The sequence below is a fragment of the Micromonospora aurantiaca ATCC 27029 genome (assembly GCF_000145235.1).
Lineage (GTDB): Bacteria > Actinomycetota > Actinomycetes > Mycobacteriales > Micromonosporaceae > Micromonospora > Micromonospora aurantiaca.
The window spans coordinates 359947-374187 of record NC_014391.1 but is presented as its reverse complement, the minus strand read 5'-3'; the positions used below and the strand labels follow the sequence as shown (position 1 = coordinate 374187).

Here is a 14241-nt window from a genome sequence, read left to right as displayed (position 1 = left end):
TGCTGCCTCTCAGTTCACGATCGAGTCGAACACGTTCTGCACGCCGTTGGTGTACGGGCCGAGATCCTCGCGGTACGTGCCGTCCACCAGGTAGTTGCGGTCCTTGCGCCCGTCGGAGACGTCGTGCAGGCCCATCCCGGTGTCGAGCAGGGCACCACCGATGCCCGGGATGTTCACCGGGGACGCCTGGTTGATGGCGAACTTGCCGGGGAAGAGGATCGCAGCGCGTTTGATCTTGAACGCGAACGCCTCCCTGGTGTAGCCGGACTTGTTCCACGCCCGGTACGCCTTCTTGGCCTGCCGCAGCTCCAGCACCACCCGGCGGTAGCGCATGAGAAGCTCGGCGACCTTCTCCAGCTTGGTGACCAGCTTGGTGAGGATCTCCGCGAACCGGGCCACGATCTTGACCATGCGGCCGACGGTGGTGGCCAGCCGGGCCAGCACGCGCACCACAGTGGCCGCCAGTGTCACACCGGCGCTCAGCACGGCCGCCACGGCGGCGATGATGACCTCGGTCAGGAACCAGAGCAGGAACTCCAGAATCAGCTCGACCAGCAGGTTGAAGGCGTCCACAGCGGCGTTCGCCGCGTCGACCAGCACCTCCTTGGTGCCGTCCAGCCCTTTCGCCAGCTCCTCGATCGCCTCCTCGACCGACTCCATCGAGGCGTGGAACTTGTCCGCCGCGTCGCCGTCCCAGGCGCCGCGCAGCCGGGCCCGGTCGGCGACCTGGTCCCCGGCGATCCGCCGGACCGCCTCCCCGGTGGTCAGCGCGAGCTGGGCCGCCCGCATCAGATCGTCCGGCTCACCGGCGACCAGTTCCAGGAGCTGCTCGAACGGCCACAGCACCGCGTTCGACAGCGGCTTGAACGGGTCGGGCGTGCCCGACACGATCTGCTCGAAGTAGGTCTTGTTGCGCTGCAGCGCCTCGGTGCTCATCCCGCCCCCTCAGACGCCCGGCTTGAACATGTCGGTGTTCGCCACATCCGTGCCGGTGTAGGCCTCTGCGGTGTCGTCGAGCCCTTCGGCGATGTCGGCCATCACCTCGGCGCCGTCCGCCAGCCCTTCCAGGCACGCCTCGAACTGCTGCTCGTACGCGGCGGCGAGGCTGAACGACGCGGGCATGACGCCGAAGGAGTGCCGGGCCACGTGGCCGTCGCGGAAGGCCCGCTCCAGCTCGCGGAACCGGCCGGCCCGGTCCCGGGAGGCGGCGGCGAACGACCTCAGCGCCTCCGGCTGGACGTCGAGATTCCTGCTCGGACTGGTCACGGACCCTCCCCAGTGTCCGGTCGGAACTTCCACCGTCGTCGACGGCGCCACCAGACTAGGGGATGCGAGCACCCGGTCAGGGGACAGCGCGGCTGGCGGGCGCACGGTAGACAGGGGAGGCACAGCCCTTCCGCCCGAGGAGATCGCCGATGATCCTGGCCCAGGCCGAACAGGTCAGCCGCCGCTACGGCGACGTGCTGGCGCTGGACCGGGTCGACCTGACCGTCCGGGCCGGCGAGCTGGTCGGCCTGCTCGGGCCGAACGGCGCCGGCAAGAGCACGCTGATCAACCTGCTGGTCGGGCTGCGCCGCCCCACCGCCGGCCGGGTCGAGCTGTGCGGCGGCGACCCGCGCGACCCGGCGAGCCGGCGGCAGCTCGGGGTCACCCCGCAGGAGACCGGCCTGCCCGGCACGCTGCGGGTCGGCGAGGTGGTCGACTTCGTCTCCGCGCACTTCCCCGACCCGGTGCCGCGAGGCGAGCTGCTCGACCGGTTCGGCCTCGCCGACCAGGTCCGCCGGCAGACCGGCGGCCTCTCCGGCGGGCAGCGTCGCCGGCTCGCCGTGGCGCTGGCGTTCGTCGGCCGTCCCCGGCTGGTGGTGCTCGACGAGCCGACCACCGGCCTCGACGTGGAGGCACGGCACGCGCTCTGGGACGCGATCCGCGGCTTCCACGCCGACGGTGGCACCGTGCTGCTGAGCAGCCACTACCTGGAGGAGGTGGAGGCACTCGCGCAGCGGGTGGTGGTGATCGGCCACGGGCGGGTGCTCGCCGACGACTCGGTGGCGGCGATCCGCGGGATCGTCGGCGTACGCCGGGTCAGCCTGGTCGCCGACGACCTGCCGGCGCTGCCGGGCGTGGTCACCACCGAACGCGCCGACGGGCGGGTGCACCTGCTCACCACCGACGCCGACCAGCTCGTCCGCGACCTGGTCACCTCCGGGGTGCCGTTCCACGATCTGGAGGTCCGGCCCACCTCGCTGGAGGAGGCGTTCCTCGCCATCACGGCCGACGACCGGCCCGCGCCCACCCCTGCCTAGGAGACCGCCGTGCCGCTCGCCCTGATCCACGCCCGCTACCACCTGTTGGAGATCATCCGGGTGCCGGTGGCGGTGGTGGGCAGCGCGTTCTTCCCCGCCGCCTCGATGCTCTTCTTCGTGGTGCCGTTCGCCGGCGACGATCCGGTCGGCGCCACCTACGCCACCGCCGCCATGGTGACCTTCGCGGTGATGACCGCCAACATCTTCCAGTACGGCGTAGGCGTCTCCGAGGACCGCGACCAGCCCTGGAACCCGTACACCCGGACCCTGCCGACCGGACCGGCGCCGCGGCTGGCCGGGCGGATCCTGGCCGGGGTGGTCCTGACCTACGTCTCGATGATCCCGGTGGTGGTGATCGCGGCGGTCGCCACCGACGCCCGGGTCAGCGCGGTGCAGTTCCTGCTCGGCCTGGGCGCGGTCGCCGTGGTCTCGGTGCCGTTCACGCTGCTCGGCCTGGCGATCGGCTACTCGCTGCCGAGCAAGGCCGCGATCGTGGTGGCGCAGGTGATCTTCTTCCCGCTCGCGTTCGGCGGTGGCCTGCTCTCCGGGCCGGACGACGCGCCCGGCTTCATCAAGGCGATCGCGCCCTACCTGCCGACCCGGGGCGCCGTGGAACTGATCTGGGCGGCGGTCACCGACTTCCGGCCGGACACCCGGGCGCTGGTGATGCTCGTGGTCTGGGTGCTGGTGCTCGCCGCGCTCGCCGGCTGGGCGTACCGGCGGGACGAGGGACGCCGCTTCAGCTGACCTTTTGTCCGGTTCCGGCCCGGTGGCCGACCCGGCGGTGCCACGATGCCGACAGGGCGGGCGAGCGGGCCGCCCCCGGCGAGAGGGGTCACCGTGAACGGCGTCGAGCCCGGCACGCCCTGCTGGACGGACCTGGCCACGCCCGGTCTGGACGACGCACGACGGTTCTACCCCGAACTGTTCGGCTGGACCGGAGAGATCTCCCCCGAACCGGAAGCAGGCGGCTACACCGTCTTCCGCAAGGACGGCAAGGCGGTCGCCGGGGCCGGGCCACCCGGTACGCCGGACCAGGTGCCGGTCTGGTCCACGTACGTGGCGACCGACGACGCCGATCTGGTCGCGACCCGGGTGGAGGCGGCCGGCGGGCAGGTGGTCGTATCCCCGTTCGACGTCGCGCAGCAGGGCCGGATGGCGGTGCTCGCCGACCCGGCCGGCGCGGTGTTCAGCGTGTGGCAGCCGATGGCGATGCGCGGGGCCGAGCTGTACAACGCGCCGGGCGCGATGTGCTGGAACGAGCTGGTCACGCCCGACCCGGAGGGTGCGAAGGAGTTCTACGCGCTGGTCTTCGGCTGGCATCCGGAGGAGCGCCCGGCCGGACCGGTCGCGTACACCGGGTGGCGCTGCGGCGCCCGGATCGTCGCCGGGATGCTGCCCCGGGCCGAGCCGATGCCGACGGACCTGCCCGCGTACTGGGCGGTGTACTTCGCGGTGGAGGACGCCGACGCCACCGCCGCCCGGGCCGCCGAGCTGGGCGGCACCATCCTCGTCCCGCCGCGCGACAACCCGGCCGGACGCAGCGCCGCCCTGCGCGACCCCGACGGCGCCCTCTTCTCCGTCTCCACCCTGCGCTGACCCCGCCCCGCGCCCGCGTCGCCCTCCGTCCCGCCCGAGCCTCCGCCCTCCCGGCATCGCTGTCGATCTTGCAGTTACAGCCCTCGCGATGCGGCATACACACCTTTTGCCGGGGCTTGAACTGCAAGATCGCCGGAGAGAGGCGGGGACGGCCGAGATCTTGGTACGGAACGGCCCCCAGGAGGGCTCGTTCGCACCAAGATTCAGTCCGTCATCCCGGCAGCCGGGACGCTGATCCGGGATTCGAGACGGCGAACACTGGCGTGGACAGTTCAGCAGCAGGGCCGTCACCCGGCCCGTCGATCTTGCAGTTACGGTCCTCCCGACGCGATATATGCACCTTTTGCCGGGGCCTGTAGTGCAAGATCAACGGCGTGGGAGGGTGGGGTGGGGGTCAGGTGGGGCGGACGGGGACCACCAAGGGGCCGTGGTCGCCGGGGATGACGCGGATGTGGGCACGGTAGTGGCGGGCCAGCAACTCCTCGGTGAGCACCTCCTCGGGCGGCCCGGCGGCAGCCACCCGGCCGTCGGCGAGCAGCACCAGGCGGTCGGCGTACTCGCCGGCGATGGAGAGGTCGTGCATGGTGGCGAGCACTGTGAGCCCGTGTGCGCGGCGGAGCTGGTCGACGAGTTCCAGCACCTCCTGCTGGTGCCCGATGTCCAGCGCGCTGGTCGGCTCGTCGAGCAGCAGCAGGGTGGCGCCCTGGGCCAGCGCCCGGGCCAGGAAGACGCGCTGCCGCTCGCCGCCGGAGAGGGTGGCCAGCTCGCGGTGGGCGAACGGGCCCAGGTCGAGCCGGTCCAGCACCTCGTGCACGGCGGCCAGGTCGGCGGCGGACTCGCGGCCCAGCGGCGGGATGTACGGGGTGCGCCCGAGCAGCGCGTAGTCGAACACCGACATGCCGATCGGCACGACCGGGGACTGCGCCACCGTGGCCACGATCCGGGCGCGGTCGCGGCGACGCAGCGCGCCGATCGGCGTACCGAAGAGGGCCACCTCGCCCGGGCCGGTGAGCAGGCCGCCGACGGCGCGCAACAGCGTCGATTTGCCGGCGCCGTTGGGTCCGATCACTGTGACCCACTCGCCCGCCGTGACTGTGAGGTCGACGCCGGCCAGGACCGGCGTGCCGCCGAGGGCGACGCGCAGGTCGTGGACGCGCACCGCGGGGGCGTTCACATCGCCACCCGGCGGGCGGTCCGCAGGACCAGTACGAAGAACGGGCCGCCGAGCAGCGCGGTGACCACGCCGATCGGGATCTCGGCGGGCGCGGCGGCGGTCCGGGCGACCACGTCGGTCAGGGCGAGGAACGCGCCGCCGAACAGCATCGACAGCGGCAGGATCACCCGGTGGCTGGAACCGGCGAGCAGCCGCATGGTGTGCGGCACGATGATGCCGACGAAGCCGATCAGCCCGGACGCGGACACGGCGGCGGCGGTGCCGAGCGACGCGGCGGCGATCAGCAGGTAGCGGGAGCGCTGCGGGTGCAGGCCGAGACCGGCGGCCTCGTCGTCGCCGACGGAGAGCACGTCCAGTTCACGCCGGTGCAGCAGCACCACCACGGAGGTGAGCACGAAGTACGGCAGGACCAGCCACACGTCGTGCCAGCCGGCGGTGGCCAGCCGCCCGAGCAGCCAGGAGTAGACCTGCTGGATGTTGTCGGAGTGCTGTTGCAGCAGGTACGTCTGCCCGGCGGCGAAGAACGCCGACACCGCCACCCCGGCCAGGATCAGCGTGGCCGGGGACCGGTCCCGGCCACCGGCGGCGCCGAGCAGGTACGTCAGCACGACCGCGCCGAGCGACCCGACGAACGCGGCCAGCGGAATGGTGATCGGCAGCCCGGTCAGCGCCCCGCCCGCACCGGCGCCGAGCACGATCGCCGCGGTGACCGCGAATCCGGCTCCGGCCGCCACGCCGAGCAGGTACGGGTCGGCCAGCGGGTTGCGGAAGACGCCCTGGTAGCAGCCGCCGGCCAGGGCGAGGAGCGCGCCGACGAGCAGGCCGAGCACGACCCGGGGCAGCCGCAGCTCGGTGATGATCGCGACTTCCCGCTCGGTGAGCCCGCTGTCCAGGTGCACCCCGGGCAGCAGGTTGAGCAGTTCGGCCGCGACGCTGCCGGGCGGCAGGCTGACCGGGCCGAGCGAGACGCCCGCGACCAGCGCGACGAGCACCGCCACGACACCGGCGAACAGCCAGCGCTTGCGCAGCCCGGCGGGCCGGATCGGGGCACCGGCCGCGCCGCGCGCCCCACGCCGCCCCGGCCGGGACAGCAGCCGGGCACCCGGCCGGGGCGCGTCGGGCGTCCCGGCCGGGTTCGGGGCGGATTCCGCCTGTCGTAGGGCCACGGTCAGGCCGGGACCTTGGCGGTGGCGTCGACGATCACCTTGAGCAGTTCGACCACGCGCGGGCCCCAGCGCGAGGCGATGTCGTCGTCCAGCTCCACGATCTGGTTGTTCTTCACGGCGGTGATGCCGGACCAACCGCTGCGCGCCTTCACCGTGTCGGCGCTCTGCTTGCAGCACTTGGTGTCGGAGAGGAAGACGAAGTCGGGGTTCGCCTTGACGATGACCTCCTGGGAGAGCTGCGGGTAGCCGCCGTTCTTCCCGTCGGCGTCGGACGCGTCGGCGATGTTCTCCAGGCCGGCGAGCGCGTAGATGGTGCCGATGAAGGTCTTGCTGGTCGCGCTGTACAGCTCCGGGCCCAGCTCGTGGTAGTAGGTCGGCTTATCCGTACGCTTCGGCAGGTCCTTGGTCAGCGCGGTGATGTCGTCCTTCATCTTCTGCACCACGGCGTCCGCCTCGGACCGGTGGCCGGTGAGCGTGCCCAGGTCGGTGAGCTGCCGGTACGTGTCGTCGAGCGTGGCCGCGGCGGGGATCTGCAGGACCGGGATCTTCAGCGCGACGAGCTGGTCGGCGATCTTGTTGAGGTTGTCCGAGATCACCACGAGGTCGGGGTTGCGGGAGGCGACCGCCTCGGCGTTCGGCTGGTAGCCGGACAGGTCGGTGCGGGGCGCCTCGGCCGGGTAGTTCGACTGGTCGTCGACGGCGGTGACCTGCTTGCCGGCGCCGATGGCGAACAGCATCTCGGTGGAGGTCGGCGAGAGCGAGACGATCTTCTCGGGCCGCTTCTCCAGCGTCAGCTTGCCGACTGTGGCCGGGAACGCGCCGCCGGAGCCGCCGGCGGCGGGGGTGTCGGTCGAGGTCTTCTCGGCGCAGCCGCCGAGGAGCAGCACGCCGGCCGCGAGGGCGGTGGCGAAGAGCCGGGGGGTACGTCTGGACATGGGGCCTCCTGTCGGTCGAGGAGTGTGGTGCTTCGCCGACAGGGGGAAAGGCCCGTCCGCGAGGCGCCCTTCCTCGAGAGCGCGTGTCGCGACCGGGCCTCAGGCGACCTGGCTCGTCCCACGTCCGTCGGCGCCGGCGGAAGGCCGGCGCCGCGCGTACGGGGCATCACAGTTGCGGGACAGCGCCGGTTTCGCACCGGCTTCGCTGTGGCACGGTCGGTGCCACGGTAGCGCACGACCAGCGGAGATCGTCCGGACGGGCGGGGTGGGCGGGAACCCCGGCGGGGGTGGAACCGGGGTTCCCGCCCGGTGGTGAGGTCAGCAGTACTGGCTCTGCTTGCCGATCGCCCGGTACGGGCAGTCGGCGTACTCGGACAGGATCAGCACGGCCTCCCGGTTGCGTGAGGTCTGCGCCGGGATCACCTCGTCCGGCGGGTAGAAGCCGCCGCCGGAGGCCGAGCCGGGGTACATCTCGAAGGTGTACGCCCAGATCTTGTGGGCGCCCCACATCCAGTCGATGCTGGTGCCGTCGGCGATGTAGAGGTCGCTCGACTGTTCCGGGGTGTAGTTGTTCGTCGCCGCCATCTGCCGCCCGATGGTGGCGAAGGTGTTGTACTGGTCGGTGTTCATCCCGGTGGCGGTGTTGCTGTACGTGTACCCGTACGGCCAGAGCACCAGCTGCGAGTAGGTGTGGAAGTCGATGTTCGCCTTGATCTGCTGCACCCCGCCGACGACCCGGCTGTTGACGAAGTTGCGCAGCGCCGCGGTCTCCGGGGCGGAGAAGGCGGACGGGCCCCGGTAGGTGTCCGACGACTTGGTGCCGGACGAGCCGCCGCAGCAGCCCCACTGGTAGGCCCAGTTGCGGTTCAGGTCGGTGCCGATGGCTGTCGAACCGCTGTTGGGCTGCCGGTTCTTGCGCCAGGAGCGGTAGGAGCCGGTGGCGATGTCGTACTCGCTGCCGTCCGGGTTGACTGTGGGGACGATCCAGATCTCCCGGGAGTTGACGATGCTGCTGATCCGGGAGTCGCTGCCGTAGTTGTCGGTGAAGAGGTTGAGCAGGTAGATCGCCATCTCGACGGTCAGGTGCTCACGGGCGTGCTGCTGGGCGTTGAACAGGATCTCCGGCTCGGCCTCGTCGGTGGCGACGTTGTCGGAGATCTTCACCGCCATCAGGTCCCGGCCCTGGTACGACGTGCCGATGCTCAGCTTGCGGGCGATCGTCGGGTGGTCGGCGACCACCTTGTTCACCACCGCTGTCAGCTCGGCGTAGTCGTGGTAGTTCGAGTCGGCGGGCGGGAACGCGTTGGCGGTCATGCCCCCGTCGGCGTGGTCGTGCTCCGGCACGACGTCCTTCTCGAGCCGGAATCCGAGCCGGGTGATCGCGTTGGCCTCGGCCTTGGTCGCCGTGACGTGCAGCACGCCGTGCTCGGAGTAGTCGATCGCGGCACCGGTGGAGGCGACCGCGGTGCGGTCGGCCGCCGTACGCGGGCCGAGCACCCGGTAGGCGACGGTGGCCGGCTCACCGGAGCCTTCCGGTGCGGGCCGGGCGACGGCGGGCGCGGCGGCCGCGGCGACGATGGTCAGGCCGATGACGGCGGCGAGCGCCAGCCGGCGGCGGAGCGGAGAGGAGCGGAAGGCCATGGACAACCTCCTGGGGGTACGGGAGATCCCGTTGTCCGCACACTCCACCAGGAGACACATGGTCATATCAATATCTGTCTTTGCCTTGGGTCATCCCGACCTGATCGTCACTTCGGCAATGATTTTCTACGCCTGAACATCTGGCGAAACTTCCCGCCAAGCGCGACAGTGAACGGCAACGATGCCGTCTCCCTGTGGAGCTGCCATGTTCGGACGACCCATGCGCGCGGCCGCCCTCGCCGGCCTCACCGCGCTCACCCTCCTCGCCACCAGCGCACCGGTCCAGGCACAAGCCCCGCGACCGGGCGTCACGCACGACGAACAGATCACCTTTCAGGAGTTCTCCCGCTTCCCCGACTGGCGTAGCGGCTCCCACCAGGGCACCCGCGCCGTACCGGGCCGCCACCCGGCGCTGACCATCGGCCGCCCGGCGGGCACCACCGAGTTCACCGACGAGCACACCGGCACGACCCGCACCTGGGAGTACGCCACCTGGACCTCGCCCGAGCGGCGGATCGGCTTCGACGCCACCGAGATGGTCGCGTCGTGGAACGCCGCCACCCCGGCCGGCACCTGGATCCAGGTCGAGCTGCACGGCACGTACAACACCGGGGCACAGACCCCGTGGTACGTCATGGGCCGCTGGGCCTCCGGCGACCAGGACATCAAGCGCTCCACGCTGGACGGCCAGGGCGACCCGTGGTCGAGCATCTGGACCGACACGTTCTCGGTCGACGACGCCGACGCGGGGGTGCTGCTGCGCTCGTACCAGTTGCGGCTGACGCTCTACCGCGCGCCCGGCCAGGCCGCCGCGCCGCAGGTCCAGATGGTCGGCGCGATGGCGTCGAACGTCCCGGACCGGTTCACCGTCACCCCGAGCCGGGGCGGCATCGCCTGGGGCACCGAGCTGGCCGTGCCGCGTTACTCGCAGAACATCCACATCGGCGAGTACCCCGAGTACGACGGCGGCGGCGAGGCGTGGTGCTCGCCCACCTCGACGGAGATGGTGGTCGAGTACTGGGGCCGCAAGCCCTCGGCCGAGGACACCTCGTGGGTCGACCCCTCCTACCCCGACCCGACTGTCGACCACGCCGCCCGGATGACCTACGACTACGAGTACGAGGGCGCCGGCAACTGGCCGTTCAACACCGCGTACGCGTCGAGCTTCCCCGGCCTGGAGGCGCGGGTCACCCGGCTGCACTCGCTCGACGAGGCGGAACGGTTCATCAAGGCGGGCATCCCGGTGGTGACCTCGCAGTCGTTCCTCGCCAGCGAGCTGGACGGGGCCAACTACGGCACCTCCGGGCACCTGTTCGTGATCGTCGGCTTCACCGCCGACGGCGACGTGATCGTCAACGACCCGGCGTCCTCGTCGAACGACGCGGTCCGCAACGTCTACAAGCGGGAGCAGTTCGAGCAGATCTGGCTGCGCACCAAGCGCTACCGGGCCAACGGCACAGTGGCCTCCGGCTCCGGCGGCATCGCGTACCTGATCAAGCCGGCCGACCGGCCGTGGCCGGTCGTCCCGGGCTCGACCAACTGGTGAACGGCCCGGCCGGCCGGTGAACGGTTCGGCTGACCGGTGAAGGGCCCGGTGCCGTGTGCGGCGCCGGGCCCTTCGTCCGTCCGCTCAGCCGTCGCGGCGCTCGGCGTCCGGCTCGGCGCCCGGCTCGTCGTCACCGGCGAGCGCCGAGCGCAGCCGGTCCTTCTCCGCGCGCCGCCGCTCCGACGCCTCCGCCATCTCGCCGGCCATCTCGTCCCGCCAGTTGCGCAGCAGGAAGAACGACAGCGCGGCGGAGGAGATCAGCGCCACCATCAGCCGCAGGAACATGTTCATCTCGACGAACCAGAGGGCTGCCAGCACGGCGACGAACAGCCCGACCCGGCCCAGCGTGTACTTGACCGCCGCGCTCATTCCCGCATTCCCACTCTCTCCGTGCCTCAGCCCGTACGCCGGGCCAGCCAGTGCACGCCATGAAACCAGATGACGGCGTAGACCACGGTGAACACCGCCGCAGCCAACGCGCCGGTGAACAGCGCGGGCAGCCCGGAGGCCAGGCCCGCGGCCAGCAGACCGGCGAGGACGCCGAGCCCGAGACCGGCCAGCGCGGCCACCACCCGGGCGGCGCCGAACTCCCAGGCCCGGAACTCGTCCCAGAACAACCAGAGCGGCAGGATCACCGCGAGCCAGCCGTTCGTACCCCCGAAGCCGCTGTCGCCCACCGTGGCGAACGCGAACTCGAAGACCAGCAGCGCCAGCACCCCGATGACCAGGCCGGCCAGGCTCACCCCGAGCAGGTCACCGAGGGTGAGGATGCGCCCCTCGGCGTCGCGCCGGGGGAAGCCGCGCTGCTGTTCCTCGTCGCTCATCGCCAGGTCAGGCCCAGACCTGCTGCGGCTCGGACCGGCGCTCCGCCAGCGACGGCGGCCCGTCGTACTCGCGGACGATCTCGTAGCGGGTGTTCCGCTCGACCGGACGGAAGCCGGCGTCCCAGATCATGTGCAGCAGGTCGTCGCGGTGCATGGTGTTCGGCGTGCCGTACGAGTCGGCGTCGTGGGTGATCTTGTATTCGACCACCGAGCCGTCCAGGTCGTCGACGCCGAAGTTCAGCGAGAGCTGCGCGACCGACAGCCCGTGCATGACCCAGAAGCACTTGACGTGCGGCACGTTGTCGAACAGCAGCCGGGAGACCGCGAACGTCTTGAGCGACTCGGCCGGCGAGGCCATCGTGGTCCGGGCCTGGATCCGGTTACGGATCTTGCCGTCCGCCGAGTCGACGAAGTCGTGCTGGTAGCGCAGCGGGATGAAGACCTGGAAACCGCCGGTCTCGTCCTGCAGCTCACGCAGCCGCAGCACGTGGTCGACCCGGTGCCGGGGCTCCTCGATGTGGCCGTAGAGCATGGTCGACGGCGTCTTCATGCCCTTCGAGTGGGCCAGCCGGTGGATGCGCGACCAGTCCTCCCAGTGGCAGTTGTGGTCGACGATGTGCTGCCGGACCTCCCAGTCGAAGATCTCCGCTCCACCGCCGGTGAGCGACTCCAGGCCGGCGTCCATCAGCTCGTCGAGGATCGCGTCGGCGGTGAGCCCGCTGATCTTCTCGAACCACTGCACCTCGGTGGCGGTGAACGCCTTGAGGTTGACCTTCGGCAGCGCGGCCTTCAGCTCCCGCAGCACCTTCGGGTAGTAGCGCCAGGGCAGCGTCGGGTGCAGGCCGTTGACGATGTGCAGCTCGGTGAGCTGCTCGTCCTCCATCTCCTTGGCCTTGCGGACGGCCTCGTCGATGCGCATCGTGTAGGCGTCCTTCTCGCCCGGCTTGCGCTGGAACGAGCAGTACGCGCACGACGCGGAGCAGACGTTCGTCAGGTTCAGGTGCCGGTTGACGTTGAACATCACCCGGTCGCCGTTGAGCTCGGTACGCCTGTGGTGGGCCAGCCGGCCCAGCCAGGTCAGGTCGTCGCTGGCGTAGAGGGCGATGCCGTCCTCGCGGGTCAGCCGCTCCCCCGCGTACACCTTCGCCTCGAGTTCGCGCTTGAGTCCGGCGTCCATCCGAAAGCCACGTCCTTCCACCTGGGTTCCCGATCGAGCGTACGTCGCGGGTCCGACCGGCCGCCGACGTGGTCGCGCCGGTTCACCGGCCGTCACGCTCCGCACATCGACATCGTCGCAACCGTGAGGTAAGACAGGGTGGGGCGGAACACACACCAGGGCCGTCCTGTCCCGACACGCCCCAATCACGCGTGACGGACCCCAGACCGGACGGGGAGCGGTATGGCTCACAGCACCAAGGCCCGACGGCGACGAGGACGGCAGCCGGTGATCTCACCGATCCTGCGCCCGGCGCTCTGGTCCGCCCTTCTGGGGGCGGTCGCGGCCGCGGCGCTCGCCACACCCGCCTGGGCCGACCCGCTGCCCGACGTCGTACCCGACACCGGCTCCCGGCCCCAGGTCACCGGCCCCCTGCAACTGCCCGGCTCGTCCGGCACCGTCCGCGGCGTACCCGGCACCGTTCCCGGCGTACCGGGCGCCGTTCCCGGCCTCCCCGGCACCGTCCCGGGCCTGCCCGGCGTCACCACCCCGGGCGGCACTGCGGGCCTGCCGGGCACCACCGGCGTGACCAACCCGGCCGACGGCCCGCTGATCGCCCAGATCAACCAGCTCGACGCCCGGGTCACCCTCCTCGGCGAGGAACTGCTCCGGATCAAGGCCGAGCGGGACGCCGCACAGACCGAGCTGACCCAGTCCGCCGCCCGGCTCAAGGAGGCCCAGGACGCGCTCACCCGCGCCCAGGACAACGCCAAGAGCGCCGCCGCCGACGCCGTGAAGGCCGACGCGGCGCTGCCGCCCGGTGAGTTCGGCGCCAGCCTGCGCGACTTCGCCAACCTCCAGCGCATCACCCGCGGCGACAAGGCCGAGGGCGCCACCACGTCGGTGACCGGCGAACTCCTCCGGGCCACCAGCGCCGAGGAGGCCGCCCGGAAGGCACACGAGTCGGCCCAGCGCCGGGCCACCGAGCAGACCACCGCGTTCACCCGCGCCGAGGCCGACCTGCGCAAGCAGGAAACCGCGCTCGTCGCGCTGCGCAAGGAGAACGCGGCCAAGCTCCTGGAGATCGAGCGCCTGGCGGACGCCGCCGAGCAGCGGCTCGGCACCTCGTACGTGGTCGATCAGAGCATCGACGGCCTGGTGGCGGACCCGCGGGCGCTCGCCGCCGTGCGCTACGCCCTCGCCCAGCTCGGTGACCCCTACCTGTGGGCCGCCGAGGGCCCGGACCGGTTCGACTGCTCCGGCCTGATGCTCGCCTCCTACCAGGCGGCCGGCTACCGGGGCCTGCCCCGCGTCGCCAAGGACCAGTACTTCGCGACCCGTTCCCGCACCGTCTCGCCGAACGCCCTGCTCCCCGGCGACCTGCTGTTCTTCGCCTCCAGCAGCAGCTGGACCAGCGTCCACCACGTCGCCATGTACATCGGCAACGGCAAGATGGTGGAGGCGCCGCGGACCGGCGACGTCGTCAAGATCTCGGTGGTCCGCTGGTCCCGGCTCTACGCCGCGACCCGGGTGATCGGCGCCGTACCCGCCCCGGCCACCCCGGTCCCGCCGCCGACCGTGCCGGCCACGCCGAAGCCGTCGACCACGCCCGAGCCGACGCCCACCACGCCCAAGCCGTCGACCACGCCCAAGCCGACGCCGACCACGCCGAAGCCCACCACGCCGACGCCGAAGCCGACGACGTCCAGCCCGGCGCCGAGTACGCCGCCGCCGAGCCCGACCGACTCGCCCGACCCGACGCCGAGCCAGAGCGCGAGCGCCGAGCCGGAGACCAGCAGCGCCGCGCCGAGCAGCAGCAGCGCCGCGCCGTCGAGCAGCACGTCCGGCAGCGGCTCCGCCAGCCCGAGCAGCAGCACCGACTGACCCAACCGCCGCT

General features: G+C 71.7%; 13 protein-coding genes, 1 pseudogene and 1 riboswitch. Of the genes and pseudogenes, 5 read left to right on the top strand and 9 right to left on the bottom strand.

The features are described 5' to 3' along the window. Nucleotides 1-9: 9 nt before the first annotated feature. On the bottom strand, nt 10-936 hold the full coding sequence (locus MICAU_RS01875) for a WXG100 family type VII secretion target (protein WP_013283578.1): 927 nt from the start codon (nt 934-936) through the stop codon (nt 10-12). Between the two features lie 9 nt (nt 937-945). Further along, complete coding sequence (locus MICAU_RS01870) at nt 946-1266, bottom strand: type VII secretion target (RefSeq protein ID WP_013283577.1); 321 nt, start codon at nt 1264-1266, stop codon at nt 946-948. 149 nt (nt 1267-1415) lie between these two features. On the opposite strand from MICAU_RS01870, the gene MICAU_RS01865 reads away from it, so the two are divergent. The 3 genes from MICAU_RS01865 (at nt 1416) to MICAU_RS01855 (ending at nt 3902) form a co-directional block, all read left to right on the top strand. Beyond that, the gene (locus MICAU_RS01865; RefSeq protein ID WP_013283576.1) at nt 1416-2303 is read left to right on the top strand and encodes an ABC transporter ATP-binding protein; all 888 of its coding nucleotides are present in this window, start codon (nt 1416-1418) and stop codon (nt 2301-2303) included. Nucleotides 2304-2312: 9 nt separating this feature from the next. After that, the gene (locus MICAU_RS01860; RefSeq protein WP_013283575.1) at nt 2313-3050 is read left to right on the top strand and encodes an ABC transporter permease; all 738 of its coding nucleotides are present in this window, start codon (nt 2313-2315) and stop codon (nt 3048-3050) included. Between the two features lie 93 nt (nt 3051-3143). Continuing rightward, on the top strand, nt 3144-3902 hold the full coding sequence (locus tag MICAU_RS01855) for a VOC family protein (RefSeq protein ID WP_013283574.1): 759 nt from the start codon (nt 3144-3146) through the stop codon (nt 3900-3902). A gap of 394 nt (nt 3903-4296) precedes the next feature. On the opposite strand, the gene MICAU_RS01850 is transcribed toward MICAU_RS01855, so the two are convergent. The 4 genes and pseudogenes from MICAU_RS01850 to MICAU_RS01835 form a co-directional block, all read right to left on the bottom strand. Then, entirely contained in the window at nt 4297-5076 is a 780-nt protein-coding gene (locus tag MICAU_RS01850) for an ABC transporter ATP-binding protein (RefSeq protein WP_013283573.1), read from the bottom strand. Beyond that, a complete protein-coding gene (locus MICAU_RS01845) occupies nt 5073-6167 on the bottom strand; it encodes a FecCD family ABC transporter permease (RefSeq protein WP_369752213.1) in 1095 nt (364 codons plus the stop codon). The genes MICAU_RS01850 and MICAU_RS01845 overlap by 4 nt, the downstream gene beginning before the upstream one ends. Before the next feature lie 77 nt (nt 6168-6244). After that, nucleotides 6245-7177, bottom strand: a complete 933-nt coding sequence (locus tag MICAU_RS01840) for an ABC transporter substrate-binding protein (RefSeq protein ID WP_013283571.1) — start codon at nt 7175-7177, stop codon at nt 6245-6247. A gap of 107 nt (nt 7178-7284) precedes the next feature. Continuing rightward, nucleotides 7285-7378, bottom strand: a riboswitch (cobalamin riboswitch). Between the two features lie 120 nt (nt 7379-7498). After that, nucleotides 7499-8818, bottom strand: a pseudogene (locus MICAU_RS01835) (M14 family metallopeptidase); the annotation flags it as partial. Between the two features lie 205 nt (nt 8819-9023). Here MICAU_RS01835 and MICAU_RS01830 point away from each other — a divergent pair. Continuing rightward, nucleotides 9024-10364: a C39 family peptidase gene (locus tag MICAU_RS01830; protein ID WP_013283569.1), complete on the top strand. Its 1341-nt coding sequence runs from the start codon at nt 9024-9026 to the stop codon at nt 10362-10364. Between the two features lie 84 nt (nt 10365-10448). Here the strand turns inward: MICAU_RS01830 and MICAU_RS01825 are convergent, their stop codons facing one another. From MICAU_RS01825 to mqnE, 3 genes are read right to left on the bottom strand one after another with little or no spacing between them, the layout of a single operon-like run. Continuing rightward, nucleotides 10449-10733, bottom strand: coding sequence for a DUF4229 domain-containing protein (locus tag MICAU_RS01825; RefSeq protein WP_013283568.1), 285 nt, complete (start codon nt 10731-10733; stop codon nt 10449-10451). A gap of 26 nt (nt 10734-10759) precedes the next feature. Further along, entirely contained in the window at nt 10760-11188 is a 429-nt protein-coding gene (locus tag MICAU_RS01820) for a hypothetical protein (RefSeq protein WP_013283567.1), read from the bottom strand. A 7-nt stretch (nt 11189-11195) separates the two neighbouring features. After that, nucleotides 11196-12365 carry an aminofutalosine synthase MqnE gene (mqnE, locus tag MICAU_RS01815; RefSeq protein WP_013283566.1) on the bottom strand — a complete coding sequence of 390 codons (1170 nt, stop codon included), beginning with the start codon at nt 12363-12365 and terminating at the stop codon, nt 11196-11198. Between the two features lie 222 nt (nt 12366-12587). On the opposite strand from mqnE, the gene MICAU_RS01810 reads away from it, so the two are divergent. Continuing rightward, entirely contained in the window at nt 12588-14228 is a 1641-nt protein-coding gene (locus MICAU_RS01810) for a C40 family peptidase (RefSeq protein WP_174361688.1), read from the top strand. The last annotated feature ends 13 nt before the right edge of the window (nt 14229-14241 follow it).

Bases quoted from the DNA above. Each gene is read 5' to 3' on its own strand.
- MICAU_RS01810 (WP_174361688.1), top strand. From the start codon at position 12,588: ATGGCTCACAGCACCAAGGCCCGACGGCGACGAGGACGGCAGCCGGTG.
- MICAU_RS01875 (WP_013283578.1), bottom strand. From the start codon at position 936: ATGAGCACCGAGGCGCTGCAGCGCAACAAGACCTACTTCGAGCAGATC.
- MICAU_RS01820 (WP_013283567.1), bottom strand. From the start codon at position 11,188: ATGAGCGACGAGGAACAGCAGCGCGGCTTCCCCCGGCGCGACGCCGAG.
- mqnE (WP_013283566.1), bottom strand. From the start codon at position 12,365: ATGGACGCCGGACTCAAGCGCGAACTCGAGGCGAAGGTGTACGCGGGG.
- MICAU_RS01865 (WP_013283576.1), top strand. From the start codon at position 1,416: ATGATCCTGGCCCAGGCCGAACAGGTCAGCCGCCGCTACGGCGACGTG.
- MICAU_RS01825 (WP_013283568.1), bottom strand. From the start codon at position 10,733: ATGAGCGCGGCGGTCAAGTACACGCTGGGCCGGGTCGGGCTGTTCGTC.
- MICAU_RS01830 (WP_013283569.1), top strand. From the start codon at position 9,024: ATGTTCGGACGACCCATGCGCGCGGCCGCCCTCGCCGGCCTCACCGCG.
- MICAU_RS01840 (WP_013283571.1), bottom strand. From the start codon at position 7,177: ATGTCCAGACGTACCCCCCGGCTCTTCGCCACCGCCCTCGCGGCCGGC.